At 41.2% G+C, this 13,727-nt stretch carries 15 protein-coding genes and 1 pseudogene; 12 read left to right on the top strand and 4 right to left on the bottom strand.

Annotated elements, in window-relative coordinates; genetic code table 11:
* Positions 1–15: 15 nt before the first annotated feature.
* Positions 16–1,320, bottom strand: a complete 1,305-nt coding sequence (locus C805_RS20440; protein WP_016215903.1) for a sensor histidine kinase — start codon at positions 1,318–1,320, stop codon at positions 16–18.
* A 265-nt stretch (positions 1,321–1,585) separates the two neighbouring features.
* Here C805_RS20440 and C805_RS20435 point away from each other — a divergent pair, with 265 nt between their 5' ends.
* From C805_RS20435 to C805_RS20395, 12 genes and pseudogenes are all read left to right on the top strand, one after another.
* Positions 1,586–2,455, top strand: coding sequence for an ABC transporter ATP-binding protein (locus tag C805_RS20435; protein ID WP_016215902.1), 870 nt, complete (start codon positions 1,586–1,588; stop codon positions 2,453–2,455).
* Between the two features lie 206 nt (positions 2,456–2,661).
* The gene (locus tag C805_RS20430; protein ID WP_016215901.1) at positions 2,662–3,384 is read left to right on the top strand and encodes a LytR/AlgR family response regulator transcription factor; all 723 of its coding nucleotides are present in this window, start codon (positions 2,662–2,664) and stop codon (positions 3,382–3,384) included.
* Between the two features lie 221 nt (positions 3,385–3,605).
* Positions 3,606–3,680, top strand: a pseudogene (locus C805_RS27185) (antibiotic acetyltransferase); the annotation flags it as partial.
* Positions 3,681–4,055: 375 nt separating this feature from the next.
* Complete coding sequence (locus C805_RS20425) at positions 4,056–4,916, top strand: MerR family transcriptional regulator (RefSeq protein WP_016215900.1); 861 nt, start codon at positions 4,056–4,058, stop codon at positions 4,914–4,916.
* Between the two features lie 44 nt (positions 4,917–4,960).
* Positions 4,961–5,935: an ABC transporter ATP-binding protein gene (locus tag C805_RS25455; protein WP_016215899.1), complete on the top strand. Its 975-nt coding sequence runs from the start codon at positions 4,961–4,963 to the stop codon at positions 5,933–5,935.
* Positions 5,875–6,090 carry an ABC-2 transporter permease gene (locus tag C805_RS27605; RefSeq protein WP_196811091.1) on the top strand — a complete coding sequence of 72 codons (216 nt, stop codon included), beginning with the start codon at positions 5,875–5,877 and terminating at the stop codon, positions 6,088–6,090. The genes C805_RS25455 and C805_RS27605 overlap by 61 nt, the downstream gene beginning before the upstream one ends.
* Positions 6,091–6,261: 171 nt before the next feature.
* The gene (locus tag C805_RS20420; protein ID WP_016215898.1) at positions 6,262–6,483 is read left to right on the top strand and encodes a GntR family transcriptional regulator; all 222 of its coding nucleotides are present in this window, start codon (positions 6,262–6,264) and stop codon (positions 6,481–6,483) included.
* A gap of 203 nt (positions 6,484–6,686) precedes the next feature.
* A complete protein-coding gene (locus tag C805_RS20415) occupies positions 6,687–7,490 on the top strand; it encodes an ABC transporter ATP-binding protein (RefSeq protein ID WP_242832704.1) in 804 nt (267 codons plus the stop codon).
* Positions 7,441–9,036, top strand: a complete 1,596-nt coding sequence (locus C805_RS20410) for a hypothetical protein (protein WP_016215896.1) — start codon at positions 7,441–7,443, stop codon at positions 9,034–9,036. Before C805_RS20415 ends, C805_RS20410 begins: the two co-directional genes overlap by 50 nt.
* A 76-nt stretch (positions 9,037–9,112) precedes the next feature.
* The gene (locus tag C805_RS20405; protein ID WP_016215895.1) at positions 9,113–9,319 is read left to right on the top strand and encodes a DUF1648 domain-containing protein; all 207 of its coding nucleotides are present in this window, start codon (positions 9,113–9,115) and stop codon (positions 9,317–9,319) included.
* Positions 9,320–9,352: 33 nt separating this feature from the next.
* Positions 9,353–9,652 (top strand): autorepressor SdpR family transcription factor, encoded by a 300-nt coding sequence (locus tag C805_RS20400; protein ID WP_016215894.1) that lies wholly within the window; start codon positions 9,353–9,355, stop codon positions 9,650–9,652.
* Positions 9,639–10,244 (top strand): SdpI family protein, encoded by a 606-nt coding sequence (locus C805_RS20395; protein ID WP_016215893.1) that lies wholly within the window; start codon positions 9,639–9,641, stop codon positions 10,242–10,244. The genes C805_RS20400 and C805_RS20395 overlap by 14 nt, the downstream gene beginning before the upstream one ends.
* A gap of 109 nt (positions 10,245–10,353) precedes the next feature.
* On the opposite strand, the gene C805_RS20390 is transcribed toward C805_RS20395, so the two are convergent.
* The 3 genes from C805_RS20390 to C805_RS20380 form a co-directional block, all read right to left on the bottom strand.
* Positions 10,354–11,529: a sensor histidine kinase gene (locus C805_RS20390; RefSeq protein WP_016215892.1), complete on the bottom strand. Its 1,176-nt coding sequence runs from the start codon at positions 11,527–11,529 to the stop codon at positions 10,354–10,356.
* Complete coding sequence (locus tag C805_RS20385) at positions 11,511–12,209, bottom strand: response regulator transcription factor (RefSeq protein WP_016215891.1); 699 nt, start codon at positions 12,207–12,209, stop codon at positions 11,511–11,513. Before C805_RS20385 ends, C805_RS20390 begins: the two co-directional genes overlap by 19 nt.
* A gap of 227 nt (positions 12,210–12,436) precedes the next feature.
* Positions 12,437–12,991 (bottom strand): class I SAM-dependent methyltransferase, encoded by a 555-nt coding sequence (locus C805_RS20380; protein ID WP_016215890.1) that lies wholly within the window; start codon positions 12,989–12,991, stop codon positions 12,437–12,439.
* Positions 12,992–13,727: the final 736 nt, after the last annotated feature.

The raw sequence follows: 13,727 nt of genomic DNA, 5'->3' as shown, positions 1-13,727 counted from the left end.
GCCTGCACATGCGTTTTATGATATCTGAACCTGTTGTATGAACAGGCCGTCTGTTATGGAAGTTTCATGATAAATATTGTCATAGCGGTTCAGGATTTCAGACACACTGGAAAGGCCTATGCCATGTCCGGCTCCCTTTGTGGTCACGTCCTTTTTGTACATCTGAGCTACGGAAAGCCCTTTGTCAGTAAAGGTATTTGATATGATAAATACGGTGTCCTGATTCATTTTGCCCAGATGGAAATTAAGAAGGGGATGTTCTGTTTCCAGACATGCCTCCATGGCGTTGTCCAGAAAAATTCCAAGCATTCTGGTCAGGTCAACAGGATCCATGTGAATGGAGTCGATTTCGTCGGGGATATCAATATTCACTTCAATATCCTGATTGACGGCCAGAAGAAGTTTGGCATATAAAATACTTTTCAGCTCCAGTATTCTGACATGTAATAAGTTGTTTAAAGCCCCGTTTTTTTGCGTAAGGTCTTTCTGCATTGGTAAAATATGTTCATGGAAAAAGATTTCCAGCTCATCATATTTTTTCTCATCAATATAGGCAGCCAGGGAAGCCATGATATTGACGTAGTCATGCTTGAAAGAACGCAGTCTGTCATATACCAGTTCCAGATTTCTGGTGTATTCATTTAAATTTTCCAGATATTCCACTTTTTTCCGGGCTTCATAATTTTGTATGGCTGCATGAAGTACGATGGAAATCATACTGACTGTAAACAGAAAATAAAGGATAAGAGAAGAGACCATTAAAAGGTATTCTCTGTGAGTGATATCTATGTTGTCAAAAAAAGAAGCCATTATGAAAACCATAAAAGCACAGAGCAAAAGGGTCAGAGCAATGAAAATGAGCAGCTTTTTGTTCATGGTTTCAAAAGTGTCCATAAGATATTTCTGAAACAGCCGTCTGACCAGATAAAGAACAGAACAGGACGCCGCTATTACAGGGATCGTATATAGGATTAAAAGGAGTTTATCAGCGTTTAATTCTTTTACAGAAATATCCAGTAAAAGATTGAGGGCAAGCCCAAACAAATTGAGGGAAATGCAGTTTACAATATAGCCCAGGGGAACATAAAAAACATAGTATAATTTCTCAGTAAATTTTGCCAGCAGAACAGAATTTACCGCAAGTGTCACAAACAGCATGGGATAAAAGGTAAAATACATCTGTATGTAAAAAAGTGCAGAAAATGAAAAAAAGAAAATAAGGTACTTTTTCAGGGAAAGCTGTGGGTGAACCAGTACAAAAATGTCACAGGTCAGCATAAGCGCACATGATACGGAAGAAATTAAATAAATGGTATCCATAAAAAAACTCCTTAAGGTACAAACTCAGTGCCAGAACTTCCAAAGGTATCCTGATGTTGGATTATTATACTTCATTATGGGTAAATTGGCAAGAGAAGCCGCATTTATGATTTAAAAACGGTCGTTTACGACAGAAAATGGAAAACAGGGATTTTTGTTTTATAATAGAGGTCGGATAACAGAAATTGCAGAATCATTTCTCTTATAAGGCTGTCAGGTGAACAGGGAAATCAGAAGAGCAGGATCGGGAGGAGAAGACAGAAAAATGAAAAGTGTATTAAAAGTTAAAAATGTCAGTAAAAAAGCAAAAGACTTTCAGATTTTAAATAAGGTATCCTTTGAACTGGGAAGCGGGGAGATTGTGGGGCTGATTGGGCCCAATGGAGCCGGGAAAACCAGTATCATGAAAATCCTGGTGGGACTGACCAGGGATTATACCGGAGAAGTGGATTTAAGCGGTGTCAGAGATATTGGCTGCATGATTGAAACACCTGGATTTTATCCATACAGCACGGGATATCAGAATCTGATGTACTTTGCCCGGTTAAATGGCGCAGGGAAAAAGAAGGCAGAAGAGCTTCTGGAACTGTTAGGACTTGCGGATGCTGCAAATAAGAACGTCCGAACATACTCCCTTGGCATGAGACAGAGGCTGGGAATTGCTCAGGCTTTATTAAAAGATCCGGATGTTTTGATACTGGATGAACCCACCAATGGACTGGATCCGGAAGGTATTTATGAAATCCGTGAATATATCAGGAAAATAGCAAATGAAAAGAAGATTACGGTATTGATTTCCAGTCACCTGCTGGGGGAACTGGAAAAAATGTGTGACAGGGCCATTATCATCAAAAAAGGTGAAGTCATTCAGTTTATGGATTTCCACGATGATAAAAAGGAGAAACAGATTACTTATGTAATAGAAAGCCTGGATACAGAAACAGCACAGAAAATTCTTCAGGAGAATGGATATCATGTGGTTTTGCAGAACGGACAGGAGGTTCGAATCAGGATTGGCGCCGATGAAAAGAATGATGTGGCAAAATTACTGGCATCGCACAATGTGGTAATGACAGGACTTTATGAGGCATGTGAAACTCTGGAAGATACATTCTTAGAACTTATGAAGAACTGAGGTATGATTTTAACACCTGCCTGAACCGAGAGAAACTGTCCGGTTCCTTTGGGTTCAGCGGTATGTTAAAAATATGCGGAATGATGGTGACTGGTATACGTTTTATTGACAAATTTCAGGCATTTCGTATAATATCAAAAAAGAAATCTTTCCGGTACAGCCGGCCGGAAAGATTTGTTTTTGCTATGGTAAGGAGAAAATGCAGTATGCTGAAAATATATATATGTGAAGATATAGAAGCGGAAAGAGAGAAAATGCGGCAGGTGATTGAAAATATTGTCCTTATGGAAGACCTGGACATGGAACTTGCCTGTGTTTCTGAAGATCCCCACAGAATCCTTGAAAAAGTGAAAGAAACCGGAGAGGTTGGGATATATTTTCTGGATATTGCCCTGGGCACAGATATGACAGGACTGACTCTGGCACAGGAAATCAGGAAATACGATCCAAGAGGATTTATTATTTTTGTTACCACCCATTCGGAAATGAGTTATATGACCTTTATTTATAAATTAGAAGCGCTGGATTTCATTTTGAAAGATGCCCCGGAAGAACTGGGAAAAAGAATCTATGACTGCATCCTCAAGGCAGGTCAGAGATTTGCGTCTGTGAATAATAAAGTACATGCAAATTTTTCTGTGAAAGTGAATGAAAAGGTATTTACTGTAGATTATGACGATATTCTCTTTTTTCAGACTTCTCCGAATGTGCATAAGATTATTCTGCATTGCAAAAATCGTCAGATGGAATTTCCGGGGAAAATCAAAGAGATTGAAAAAGAGGTGGATGGGCGATTTTACCGCTGCCACCGCTCATTTTTGGTAAACAGGGACAATATCAGGGAAATTGATTTTCAGAATCGGGTGATTTATATGGTCAATGGAGATGAATGCCTGCTTTCGTCTCGTATGATGAAAGGTTTAAAATAGAAAATCTGAAGTTACATGATTGTGCAGAAAAGCAGGAGGATACCATATGATACCGGAATATAGAAAGAACCTTTTGTAAGTTGCGTGGAATTTAGAGAACTACGAAAAGTATGGATTTGGTCTTTGGGCAGTTGTGTTAAAAGGAAGAAGAGACTGGGTGTTTATAACACCCGGTATGATGCAGTCTGTTCCTGTATGAAATATACAAATGCGGGGTCTTATTAGGAAATGACGTTTGGATTGGTTATGAAGCTGTTATTTTAGCCGGTGTCACGATTGGAGATGGAGTAAGTGTGAAAAGGGCCGGTTGATATTCGCAGACAAAACGGTAAAAAGTAAAGGAACAAGTATCAATAGAAAGGGCTGATCACGGGCTCTTTTTTGCTTTTCATTCCTGAATAACAGTCGTTTTATGACATGGGGTGAGAAACAGCCATCATTGCGGTTGGGTATGCAGACTGTTTTTTCATCTTACAGGAAAGACCCTGCCACGCTAAAGTGTAAAAGTGTCTTTCCTGTAAGACAAAAAATAATATGCGCAGCTCGCGGGGTTGATGTTTATTGCTGCGCAATCCGTCCGCGCGCGGAGAATGCGCATAGCGCATTCTTTTTTATAAAAGTATTGACTGTTCCCCTGGGGGTTAGTTTATCATATTTTTGGAGGTGAGAATATGCTGATCAATGAAGTGTGCAGGGAATGTTCCTTAACCAAAAAGGCTGTTGAGTATTATATAGAGCAGGGGCTTGTTGTTCCGGCCATACAGGAGAATGGATACCGCAGTTTTTCAGACGGGGATATTGCTGTTTTGAAAAAAGTTTCTGTTTTAAGAACTCTGGGGTTCTCTGTTGCAGATATCCGTGATGTCCTGTCGAACAGGGATGCGGCGGCGTTAAATGAAGTTTACCACAGGAAGGCCGTACAAATGTTTCTCCAACAGGAAAAACAGGAGCTGATTCAGGAACTTGCAACAAAACATGATTGGGAACAGATACAGGGCAGCCTGCATCGGCTTCAAAAAAAGCAGATGGTTTTGGAACGCCTGACAGATGCTTTTCCGGGATATTACGGAAAATTCCTCTGCCTGCATTTTGCACCATATCTGAATGGTCCGGTTTTGACAGATGCGCAGCAGGAGGCGTTTAATGCAATCGTCGTTTTTCTGGACAGCGCTGATTTTGATATTCCGGATGATCTGAAAAGGTATCTTGACGAGATAACCCTGAATCCTGGCAGTGGATTTATGGAAGCTGCATCATCCAGTATAAATGAGGCTGTCAGTGAAACAGAAAAATACATTGCAGACCACCATGAAGAAATTGAAAGCTATCTTGCATATAAACGTTCCGAAGAATATGAAACCACGCCGGCTGGACGTCTGGAAAAGGAACTGCGCCGATTCAACAGTATGAGCGGATACAATGACATATTTATTCCGGCAATGTGCCGGTTAAGTGAATCTTATGGAAAATACCAGGAGGGATTATCGGCAGCAAGTGAAATGCTTTCACAAAAATATCCGGAGCTGGAATAATATACGGACAAAGGAGCTTGAAAGTATATACGGGGAGGTTCTATATGGAAAATATTTTAGAAATATCAAAATTAAATAAGTCTTACACGGATTTTTCATTGACAGATGTTTCATTTTCCCTGCCGGATAACAGCATCACCGGATTTACAGGTGTCAATGGTTCGGGGAAAACAACTACAATCAGGTCTGTTTCAGGGCTGGTAAAATTCGATTCCGGAACCATTAAGTTATTTGGACAGGACATGAACAGAAACACAAAGGCACTCAGAGAACGTGTCGGCGTTGTATTGGATGAGGGCGGATTTTATGAAGAATTCAGTATGTCTGAAATGAAAGGGATTGTAGCCCCGGCTTATAAAAACTGGCAGGAACGGGTTTATAAGGATTATATGGAGCAGTTTGGCCTGAACCCCAGACAAAAGATTTCCACTTTGTCAAAGGGCATGAAGATGAAATTCTCTTTGGCACTGGCTTTATCGCATGAAGCAGAGCTTTTGATCATGGATGAACCCACAAGCGGGCTGGACCCCTTAATCCGCAGCCAGATGTTAAAAATACTGGCAGATTACATGAAAAAAAGCGGCAGGGCTGTTTTCTTTTCAACCCATATCACTTCCGATTTGGAACAGATAGCAGACAGATTGATACTCATTGATAAGGGACGCGTTAATGGAACGCCCGACCATCGAAAATATTATGCTTGGAGAGATAGAAAGGGGGAATGCATCATGGCAACCTTAATAAAAAAAGACTTTATGCTGTTAAAAAAGTATTTGCTGTTCCTGATTGTAATTTTGTTTGCTCTGCCTGTAACACTTGCAGCAAAATCAGGTGAAGTAAATTTAGTCCGGTCAACGTTGGCTTTTGCTTTTGAAGTCATTTATTCTGAATTTCTGATATGCCGATACCTGGCAATGAAAGAATATCAGTATCCAAAAGTGTTCTTTATAGTATTTATATGCCTGTACAGTACAAATTTGGATATGGTAAATCAAAACTCATCTTTATGTTTCTGCTGATTGTTTTTCCGTTGTTGACTGCCAACGCAAATACGACAATGGTTATGGAAATTTTATCAGGGATAACTTTTCCCGTAATGCTGATATCGGCATTCGCGGCACTGGCTTTATCTGTAATGATATCTGTAAAAATATTTAACGGGAAGGAATTATAAAGGGAAAAATGGATGAACATAAAATATTCAAAAACGCAGCTGTACCTGTCATACTGATGATCACAGGATTACACCATTATACACAGAATCTGCTTTTATCAATCATTGCCGGAACAGGGATTTACGCAATAGCTTCCTCCATAGACAGGTTCATAAAAAAGAGGTGACGCTATGCTGAGACAGGGTAGTACAAAAAGATACAACCAGCTTGCAGTTGATCTTTTGAAGAAAATACTTAACAGGTATTATTTGCCAGGAAGTAAACTTCCGTCAACAAGGGAACTGGCAAAACAGGCCGGGGTGAATCCAAATACAACGCAAAGGGCTTTACAGGTTCTGCAGGATGAGAAAATACTCATAAAGCAATCAACAACTGGAAGGTCAGTGGAATAGGGCAGAATTATTATCAGAACCATGCGGAAACAAAGAGAAACAAGAAAAATGCAAACGGTACGGAAAAGTTCGCACCGGAAAAAGGGAAGTGTACAGGAATTGTCGGAAGCGGAAGAGATGAAACGGTTACACTGTCCATTTATCTGGAACACTATGAGGAACAATTTTCCTGTATTGACATTTCTCAGATCCGGTGCTATACTGTGAATAACCAATTAACTAAAAGGTTAAAAGCTGTGAAAGGGGTGTTCTGTTTGTTAGAAGTGTCCGGCCTGTGTTTTCATTATCAACCTCATGTACCTGTGCTGAACGATCTTACTTTTTCCGTATCAGATGGAGAAATCGTTGGCCTGTCAGGGAAAAACGGAGTTGGGAAAACTACGACGTTAAAACTGATTTTGGGGTTACTGCCACCTGAAAAAGGTTCTGTCCGCCTTGGTAACTGCTCGCTGTATCTACATCCCATGCAATACAGGAAACAGATAAACTATGTTTCTGACAGCCACGATATATACAACAATCTTACGGGAAAGGAATATTTGAATTTTATAGCGGATATGTACGAAGTACCTTCTGAAACAAGAGGTAAAATTTATACGCCGCTGATAAAATCGTTTCAGGTCGAAAAATATCTGAGCAGCCCTGTTAAAAAATTATCTCATGGGACAAAGCAAAAAATTGCTATCATGGCATCCCTGGTTAATGATCCCCTGCTCTGGGTGTTAGATGAACCAATGACGGGACTGGATGTAGAAGCTGTTCAGGTCTTAAAGGAATTGATCAAATCCAGAGCGGCCTGCGGAAAATCCGTTCTGTTTTCATCTCACATATTGGAAATTTGTGAGAATTTGTGTGATAAAATTATCATCATGCAGGCTGGAACGATTAAGAAAACAATCAGGCTTTGCGATAACCCTTCCTGTATTTCTTTGGAGGATATTTATCTGGAGGTGGTGAATGATGTACCGATGGACAAAGGTTTTTCAATTAAGCAAAACAATATGTAAGATCCATTTCAGCTTTTTGAATTTTCGGTATAAATTAAAAGAACGCCCTGATACTTTTTTTATTGTGCTGACCTGCTTTGTTTTAAGTATTACAGGCGTGTTCTGTTACTACTATTTTCAAATCCTTGGGCAGCTTTATGATGGACTTTCCGAGCTGGGGTTGGGAGATTTGTTTTGTCGGCTTGCGCTGTTTGCAGCGGCGATGATACTCTCGATAGTGAGCGCCTTCCTGCTGATAAATATTTTTTGCTTTTCAAAGGATATGGAACACCTGCTGCTGTTTCCAGTGAGGCCATGCGACATTTTTACAGGTAAGTACATTACAGTAATCCTGTTTTGTTATGGGATTGAAATTTTACTGCTGCTTCCTGTGTGTATCATCCAAATGCAATACACGGGAGACATTTCTGCGATAATTACATATATCTCTGCGGCAGCCATACTTCCTCATATTGTTGTGTTCCCTTTGACGGTTCTTGTGACAATATGCCTGAAAATTGCCATGCTTCTTAAACGTATGAGGACAATGCTGGCAGTCACAGGAATCATAGTGTATTTTGCAGGCATCGTGATCGGCGTTCTGTTATCGAATAGACAAACAGGCGTAGAACGAGACTTATTGAACCGGGTTAATGATTTTATTGTACCATTCCCGTTCTATAATCTGTATATCTGTTTTCATCCCGGATTAAAGCTGTTCTGCACCATATCTGCCGCTGGGTTTATGGGCGGATACTACTTTTTGAGTAATCTTGTGATCGGAAAGAACTATGCCATTTATGATAAGGAGAGACAGATTCCCTTAAAGGCGATGAAATACAACTCGTCGTCAAAACTGAGAAGCTATGTTAAGAAAGAGTATCAGATTTTTTTCCGTAATCCGGTGTATGTCATAAATGGATTGTTCGGGATTTTTATTACCCCTTTTTTATTGCCGCTGTCTTTTCGGGTCAGTGCAACCGCAGAGAGTATCGACCAAATAAGAGCCCTGGTATCAGCCCCGGAATTTTCCTTTTATGCGGTACTGCCTGCGCTTGCGGTAATTGTACTCACATCCGCAGTCAATGCAGTGGCTTCAAGCAGTTTTTCCAGAGAGGGGGCAAGTTTTTGGATAACGAAGATCATTCCGTATTCATTAAAACAGCAGGCGTTTGTGAAAGCCCTGTTTTCTACAGGTCTCTCGATTATGGGGATTATCATAAACTGCTTAATATTCAGGGTTTACTTTAACTATGGTGTTATCCAGATTGGAGTAATCTTTTTCATTGGTATATTATTTGCAGCGTTATGGAACCTGATCGGAGTATTTATCGACATGAAACATCCAAAACTGGAATGGACAAATGAAACAGAAGCAATCAGACAAAATGTTAATGTGGTTCTGTCTGTTTTGCTTTGTATCGCAATTTCAACAGGGTATTTCTTTGCGGCGGCAAAAATGCTTCAGAGCGGATTCGCTGCCGGAGGCATTATAACCTTTCTGTTGTGCAGTGTATGTATTCTGATTTTACTTGTGTGTAAAGGAATTGCGTCTCATCAGGAGTAATCTTTCAAAGTATGTCAGTCAATCATCAGGAGTAATCTTTCAAAGTATGTCAGTCAGTCAAAAGGAGGAAGAAGCTATGAATAAGAAGAAAATGATCCCTGCGGTGTTATTGGCCGGAACTTTTGTCATATTGTTTGGGGCAACATGTTTCCTTCCGGACAGGATACCCTTCCATTTTGATGTGAATGGAACAGCAGGCTGGTATGCAAGTAAGTATTTTCTCCTGCTGCTTACACCTGTTCCGTATTTGATTTACCATCAGTTTACACACAGGAAAAAATGAATACAGTATTATGTGGAAAGGAGATTTGTTTCGATGACTGCTGTATTCAAAGCGCTGTCTGATGATACCAGGCGGCAGATCCTGAAGCTGTTGGCAAATGGCGATATGACGGCGAAGGAAATTTCTGAAAACTTTACGATTTCAAAGCCTGCCATATCAAAACACCTGGATATTTTGAAAGAAGCAGGGTTAGTGACAGGCGAACGGACGGGGATGTCCGTTACTTATTCCCTGAATGCTTCTGTATTGCAAACAACTTTAGGCGCATTTTTGGAATTTTTTGATACAAATAAATCCACAGGAAAAGAGGGAAACAAGAATGAAACTATATAGAAGTCTGAATATGATATTCCTGATTATATTCATTACAGGGATAGCCTTATGCTTTAAATACCTTCCCGGCGAAATACCTTTGTTTATGCAAAGCCCTTCCCGCCGGGTTTTTACCGGGACTTGTTTTGTTGTTTTGCTTGCATTAGCTATTGCAGGCTTTTTTCCTCACAAAATCTCCAAAAGCGACAATGAAGTGAGAAATGATATTACTCTGACTGTCATTAACCTCTTTGGAACTGGAATTTTTCTTTTCTGTTTTGTCATGTTAGCCAGCTATTGCGGTTTGCAAATGAATTACATGAAAGGCATTGTGCTTATTGTAGGGGGCTTAATGGTATTAGTCGGAAATTTTTTACCGCAAATGCCTTATGGCAGCCGGATTGGGTTTAAATTGCCCTGGATTCTGAAAGATAAACTATGCTGGCAAAAAACCCACAGATTTGCCGGGTACACAGCAATTCCCTTTGGGCTTATTCAGTGTTTGGCTGCTTTGGTTGTGCCAGACAACCATCTTGTATTTTTGCCGGGAATTGGTATTTGGATTATAATTGTGTGTGGTTATTCATTGATTACTTTTTCTGGAAAGACCTGAAACTCTCTCGAAGTGGCTGCTCATTACTACAATCCGGATGTGTATACCATGTAATGTGTTACATTGGTTTTTCTTTGAGGAAGAAAGGTTTCGGCCTGTTTCGTTTGGTTCATTTGAGAAATAAATGGATGGATAGATTCTGTCCCGACAGTGAAGCACTGATCCGGCCTCCATGGAGTTGCACAATACGCTTTGCAATGGCCAGTCCAAGCCCGGCGCTTTGAGTATCATTCCTGGCCTGGTCCACGCGATAGAGGCGTTCAAACATTTGATCAGGGTTCAGCCCGCTGGTATCTGCTGCCTGGTTTGCAATGCAGATATGGAGCTGGCCGGTGGGATCTGTTTCTGCCGTTACTGTTACAGGAGCAGATTTGTCGGCATATCTGCGGGCATTGTCAAGCAGGTTTTGGAATACCCGGACCATTTGGTGTGTATTGATGTTGGCTGTATAGGATTCTGTTTTTATCTGCCAGGAAAGTGTCAGTCCGTTTGCTTCCATCAGTACTTTATGTTCATAAAGGACGTGGCGCAATAGTCCTATAACATCCATCTGCTCCATATCAGGGATCTTTTCGGCAGAGTTTAGTTTTGTATATTCAAACAGTTCATTGATCAGCACGTTCAGCCCCGTCAGGCGGCGTTCCACCACCTCAATATATTCAGCGAACCGCTGCTGGTCTTGTGGCCCTGTCTGCTTTAGCAGATCCACATAGCCGATAATGGAAGTGAGGGGACTGCGCAGGTCGTGGGAGACATTGGTGATCAGTTCATTTTTGCTCTGTAGCTGTTTCTTTTCCAGTTCCTGTTTTTCACTGAGCTGGACTGACATCTCATTGATGCTGGCGCATAGTTCTGTAATTTCATCACTGTCCTGCAGTTCCATAGTTCTTCCAAAGCCTTCTTCACGGATTAGCTGAATTTCCTGGGAAAGATACTCCACGTACTTTACTTTGCGGTTGATCCTGACAGAAAAAGACGGCACAAAGCATACCAGAGGGGGCGCCGTTGTTAGTACAGTATGAAGGTATTCGGCAGCAGCGCCATGCTGTAAGCTCAGATGATAGAAAAATTCCCTCAGCCCATAATAAAACAGCAGATATTCCACAGCCAGTACAATCAGGCTGATAACAAGAGAATGACAGGCGGCTCTCAGAAAATATGCCGTAAGGCGTTTTCTGAAAGATACTGACAATCTCCTGTAAACCAGAAAAAATACCAGGATTGTTCCGGCGATGACAATGCTGTTGATCAGGATATAGCCAGGAATTATTCTCCAGTCTGCCATATCTGATACCCCCTTCCCCAACATGTTCTGATAAAATCTGGATGCACACCGTCCCAGTTCAATTTGCTGCGCAGATTTGCAATATGCATCATCACTGCATTTTCTGAGTGAAAAGACTCTTCGTGCCACACCGCTTCATAAATCTGGGACATCGTCAGTACCTGTCCCCGGTTTCGCAGCATATATTCCAGAATATCATACTCCTTGCGGGTTAGCCGGACTTCCCGACCGCTTACCCAGGCCTGGCGGCTTTGGGTATCTACCGTCAGGTCATCCACCTGAAGCGTATGTGCCGGCATTTTTGTCTCATTGTACTGCTTATAGCGGCGGAGCTGGGCCTTAATGCGGGTAAGAAGCTCAATGGGCTTGAAAGGCCTGGCCACATAATCATCACCGCCGGCTGTAAGTCCCTGTATGATATCCATATCTTCCGATTTCGCTGACATGAAGATAATTGGCATTTTGTTCGTTTCCCTGATTTTGAGGCAGGCGCTGATACCGTCAATTCCTGGCATCATCACATCCAGAAGAATCAGATCTACCTGATAGTGTTCCAGTACATCCATAGCCTTCCTGGCATTTTCGCAGGCAAGGTAGCGGTAGCCCTCATTTCCCAGATAGATGCCCAAAAGTTTACAGATATCTTTATCATCGTCAATGATCAGTATAAATTCTTTCATGATTTCTTTTTGTATCCTCCTCTTTGCGAAAATACTTCAGGCCTGCCGAAACAGGAAACATCATCAAAAGCTCAGCGGCAATGATCTGCCAGTGTTCCAGGCCGCATAAGACACCGAATGAACCTGAAAAGGAAATCACAGTACCACTGCGGCCTCTGGTACCGGAATACATATGGGGAGAAGTACGCATAGAAGATAATAAATGAAACACATCATAAAGCTTCCCTTTATTTTAATTTCATGTTCAATACATATGCCGGAGGCAGATTGCGCCAGATGCGTACAATTTTTCGGATATTGAAGTATTCCTCCAGAAACTGTCTGCGGAGCAGAGTATACTGGAAGGTAGTAAATACGCCTTTTGTTCCAACAGCTTTTTGAGTCTGGGACAATATCCTGCGTGACACAGGCTCCGGAAGGGAGGTAAAGGGCAGGCCGGAAATAATATGATCCGCATGCGGGAAGCCCTGCTTTTTTAAAAAGTTGCAGACGTTTCCGGCATCTCCATGGATCAGTACCATACCCGGTACTCCATGAAATTGTTTCCGGAGCATGTTGTAAAAACGGTCATTTTGTTCAATCACAATATAAACCGTGCCAGGTCTTTTTTTCGCACACACTTCCTGGGTAAATATGCCGGTTCCGGCTCCATATTCTACAATACACTTTGCTTTATCAAAATCGATCCAGGCGGTCATGGCAGCTGCCAGATGTCTGCTGCTGGGAGCGATAGCTCCAATAGTGTCCGGGGTTTTGATGTATTCTTTTAAAAATTTCCACATATAAAATCCTCCTCATATCATAAATTCAGCCTGCTGTGCTGTCATTTTATGGTTTAAGTATAAAACGCAGACATAAGGAGAGAACTGTAGAAAATATAAAGATTTGTTTAGGAATGTATATATAGTAACCAACTTGACGTTACTGTTCACGGGCCGGGACCGCTCATAGTAACAATTCTGGAAAGTCTGTTCCATTAGCCGGGGATATGCTATATGGCAGAGTATGTTATGAAAGAAGTCTGCCGCGTTGGTATCCGAACCTTTGAATATGGGTGCACAAGGCATAAAAACAGCGGAAATGAACACCCTTACCGGTTATACAGGTTCCTGCCAGCAGCGTAGGAAAACCGCTCAGATATCAGGGCCATTTAAAAATGCCTGGATATAAGAGAGCACTGCTCTGATGGAAATATTGTTTTTTGGCATTTTGCTTATAAGGAGGAAATGTTTTGAGCAATCATTCGAGTATGAAACCAGATAAGGATAAAAATTAAGTATGTGTTGACGATACGGTTGGGATTATATATGTTGATCTTCTCACAACCGACAGGTTCAATTATTTTCTTTCTCGGAAAGTAAAGACACGACATAGGATGTGCAGAAAAATTGTCCTGTGATAGTGTTCACAAAAATAGCGAGCATCGGATTGTATCAGCCACAATCCCGTCTTTCAATATATTTTTGATAAATAATATAAAGAGCCACTTGAAAATCAAGCAGCTCTCATGTATAATCT

Source organism: Eubacterium sp. 14-2, from assembly GCF_000403845.2.
Lineage (GTDB): Bacteria > Bacillota > Clostridia > Lachnospirales > Lachnospiraceae > Petralouisia.
This window is presented reverse-complemented; position numbering and strand designations above follow the sequence as displayed.

What these genes read in the sequence shown, in the direction of transcription:
- C805_RS20410 (WP_016215896.1), top strand. Translation starts at nt 7,441, where the DNA reads ATGATGTACCGATGGACAAAGGTTTTTCAATTAAGCAAAACAATATGT.
- C805_RS20425 (WP_016215900.1), top strand. Translation starts at nt 4,056, where the DNA reads ATGCTGATCAATGAAGTGTGCAGGGAATGTTCCTTAACCAAAAAGGCT.
- C805_RS20435 (WP_016215902.1), top strand. Translation starts at nt 1,586, where the DNA reads ATGAAAAGTGTATTAAAAGTTAAAAATGTCAGTAAAAAAGCAAAAGAC.
- C805_RS20385 (WP_016215891.1), bottom strand. Translation starts at nt 12,209, where the DNA reads ATGAAAGAATTTATACTGATCATTGACGATGATAAAGATATCTGTAAA.
- C805_RS20380 (WP_016215890.1), bottom strand. Translation starts at nt 12,991, where the DNA reads ATGTGGAAATTTTTAAAAGAATACATCAAAACCCCGGACACTATTGGA.
- C805_RS20395 (WP_016215893.1), top strand. Translation starts at nt 9,639, where the DNA reads ATGAAACTATATAGAAGTCTGAATATGATATTCCTGATTATATTCATT.
- C805_RS20390 (WP_016215892.1), bottom strand. Translation starts at nt 11,529, where the DNA reads ATGGCAGACTGGAGAATAATTCCTGGCTATATCCTGATCAACAGCATT.
- C805_RS20405 (WP_016215895.1), top strand. Translation starts at nt 9,113, where the DNA reads ATGAATAAGAAGAAAATGATCCCTGCGGTGTTATTGGCCGGAACTTTT.
- C805_RS20420 (WP_016215898.1), top strand. Translation starts at nt 6,262, where the DNA reads ATGCTGAGACAGGGTAGTACAAAAAGATACAACCAGCTTGCAGTTGAT.
- C805_RS20430 (WP_016215901.1), top strand. Translation starts at nt 2,662, where the DNA reads ATGCTGAAAATATATATATGTGAAGATATAGAAGCGGAAAGAGAGAAA.
- C805_RS20440 (WP_016215903.1), bottom strand. Translation starts at nt 1,320, where the DNA reads ATGGATACCATTTATTTAATTTCTTCCGTATCATGTGCGCTTATGCTG.
- C805_RS20400 (WP_016215894.1), top strand. Translation starts at nt 9,353, where the DNA reads ATGACTGCTGTATTCAAAGCGCTGTCTGATGATACCAGGCGGCAGATC.
- C805_RS27605 (WP_196811091.1), top strand. Translation starts at nt 5,875, where the DNA reads ATGCCTGTACAGTACAAATTTGGATATGGTAAATCAAAACTCATCTTT.
- C805_RS25455 (WP_016215899.1), top strand. Translation starts at nt 4,961, where the DNA reads ATGGAAAATATTTTAGAAATATCAAAATTAAATAAGTCTTACACGGAT.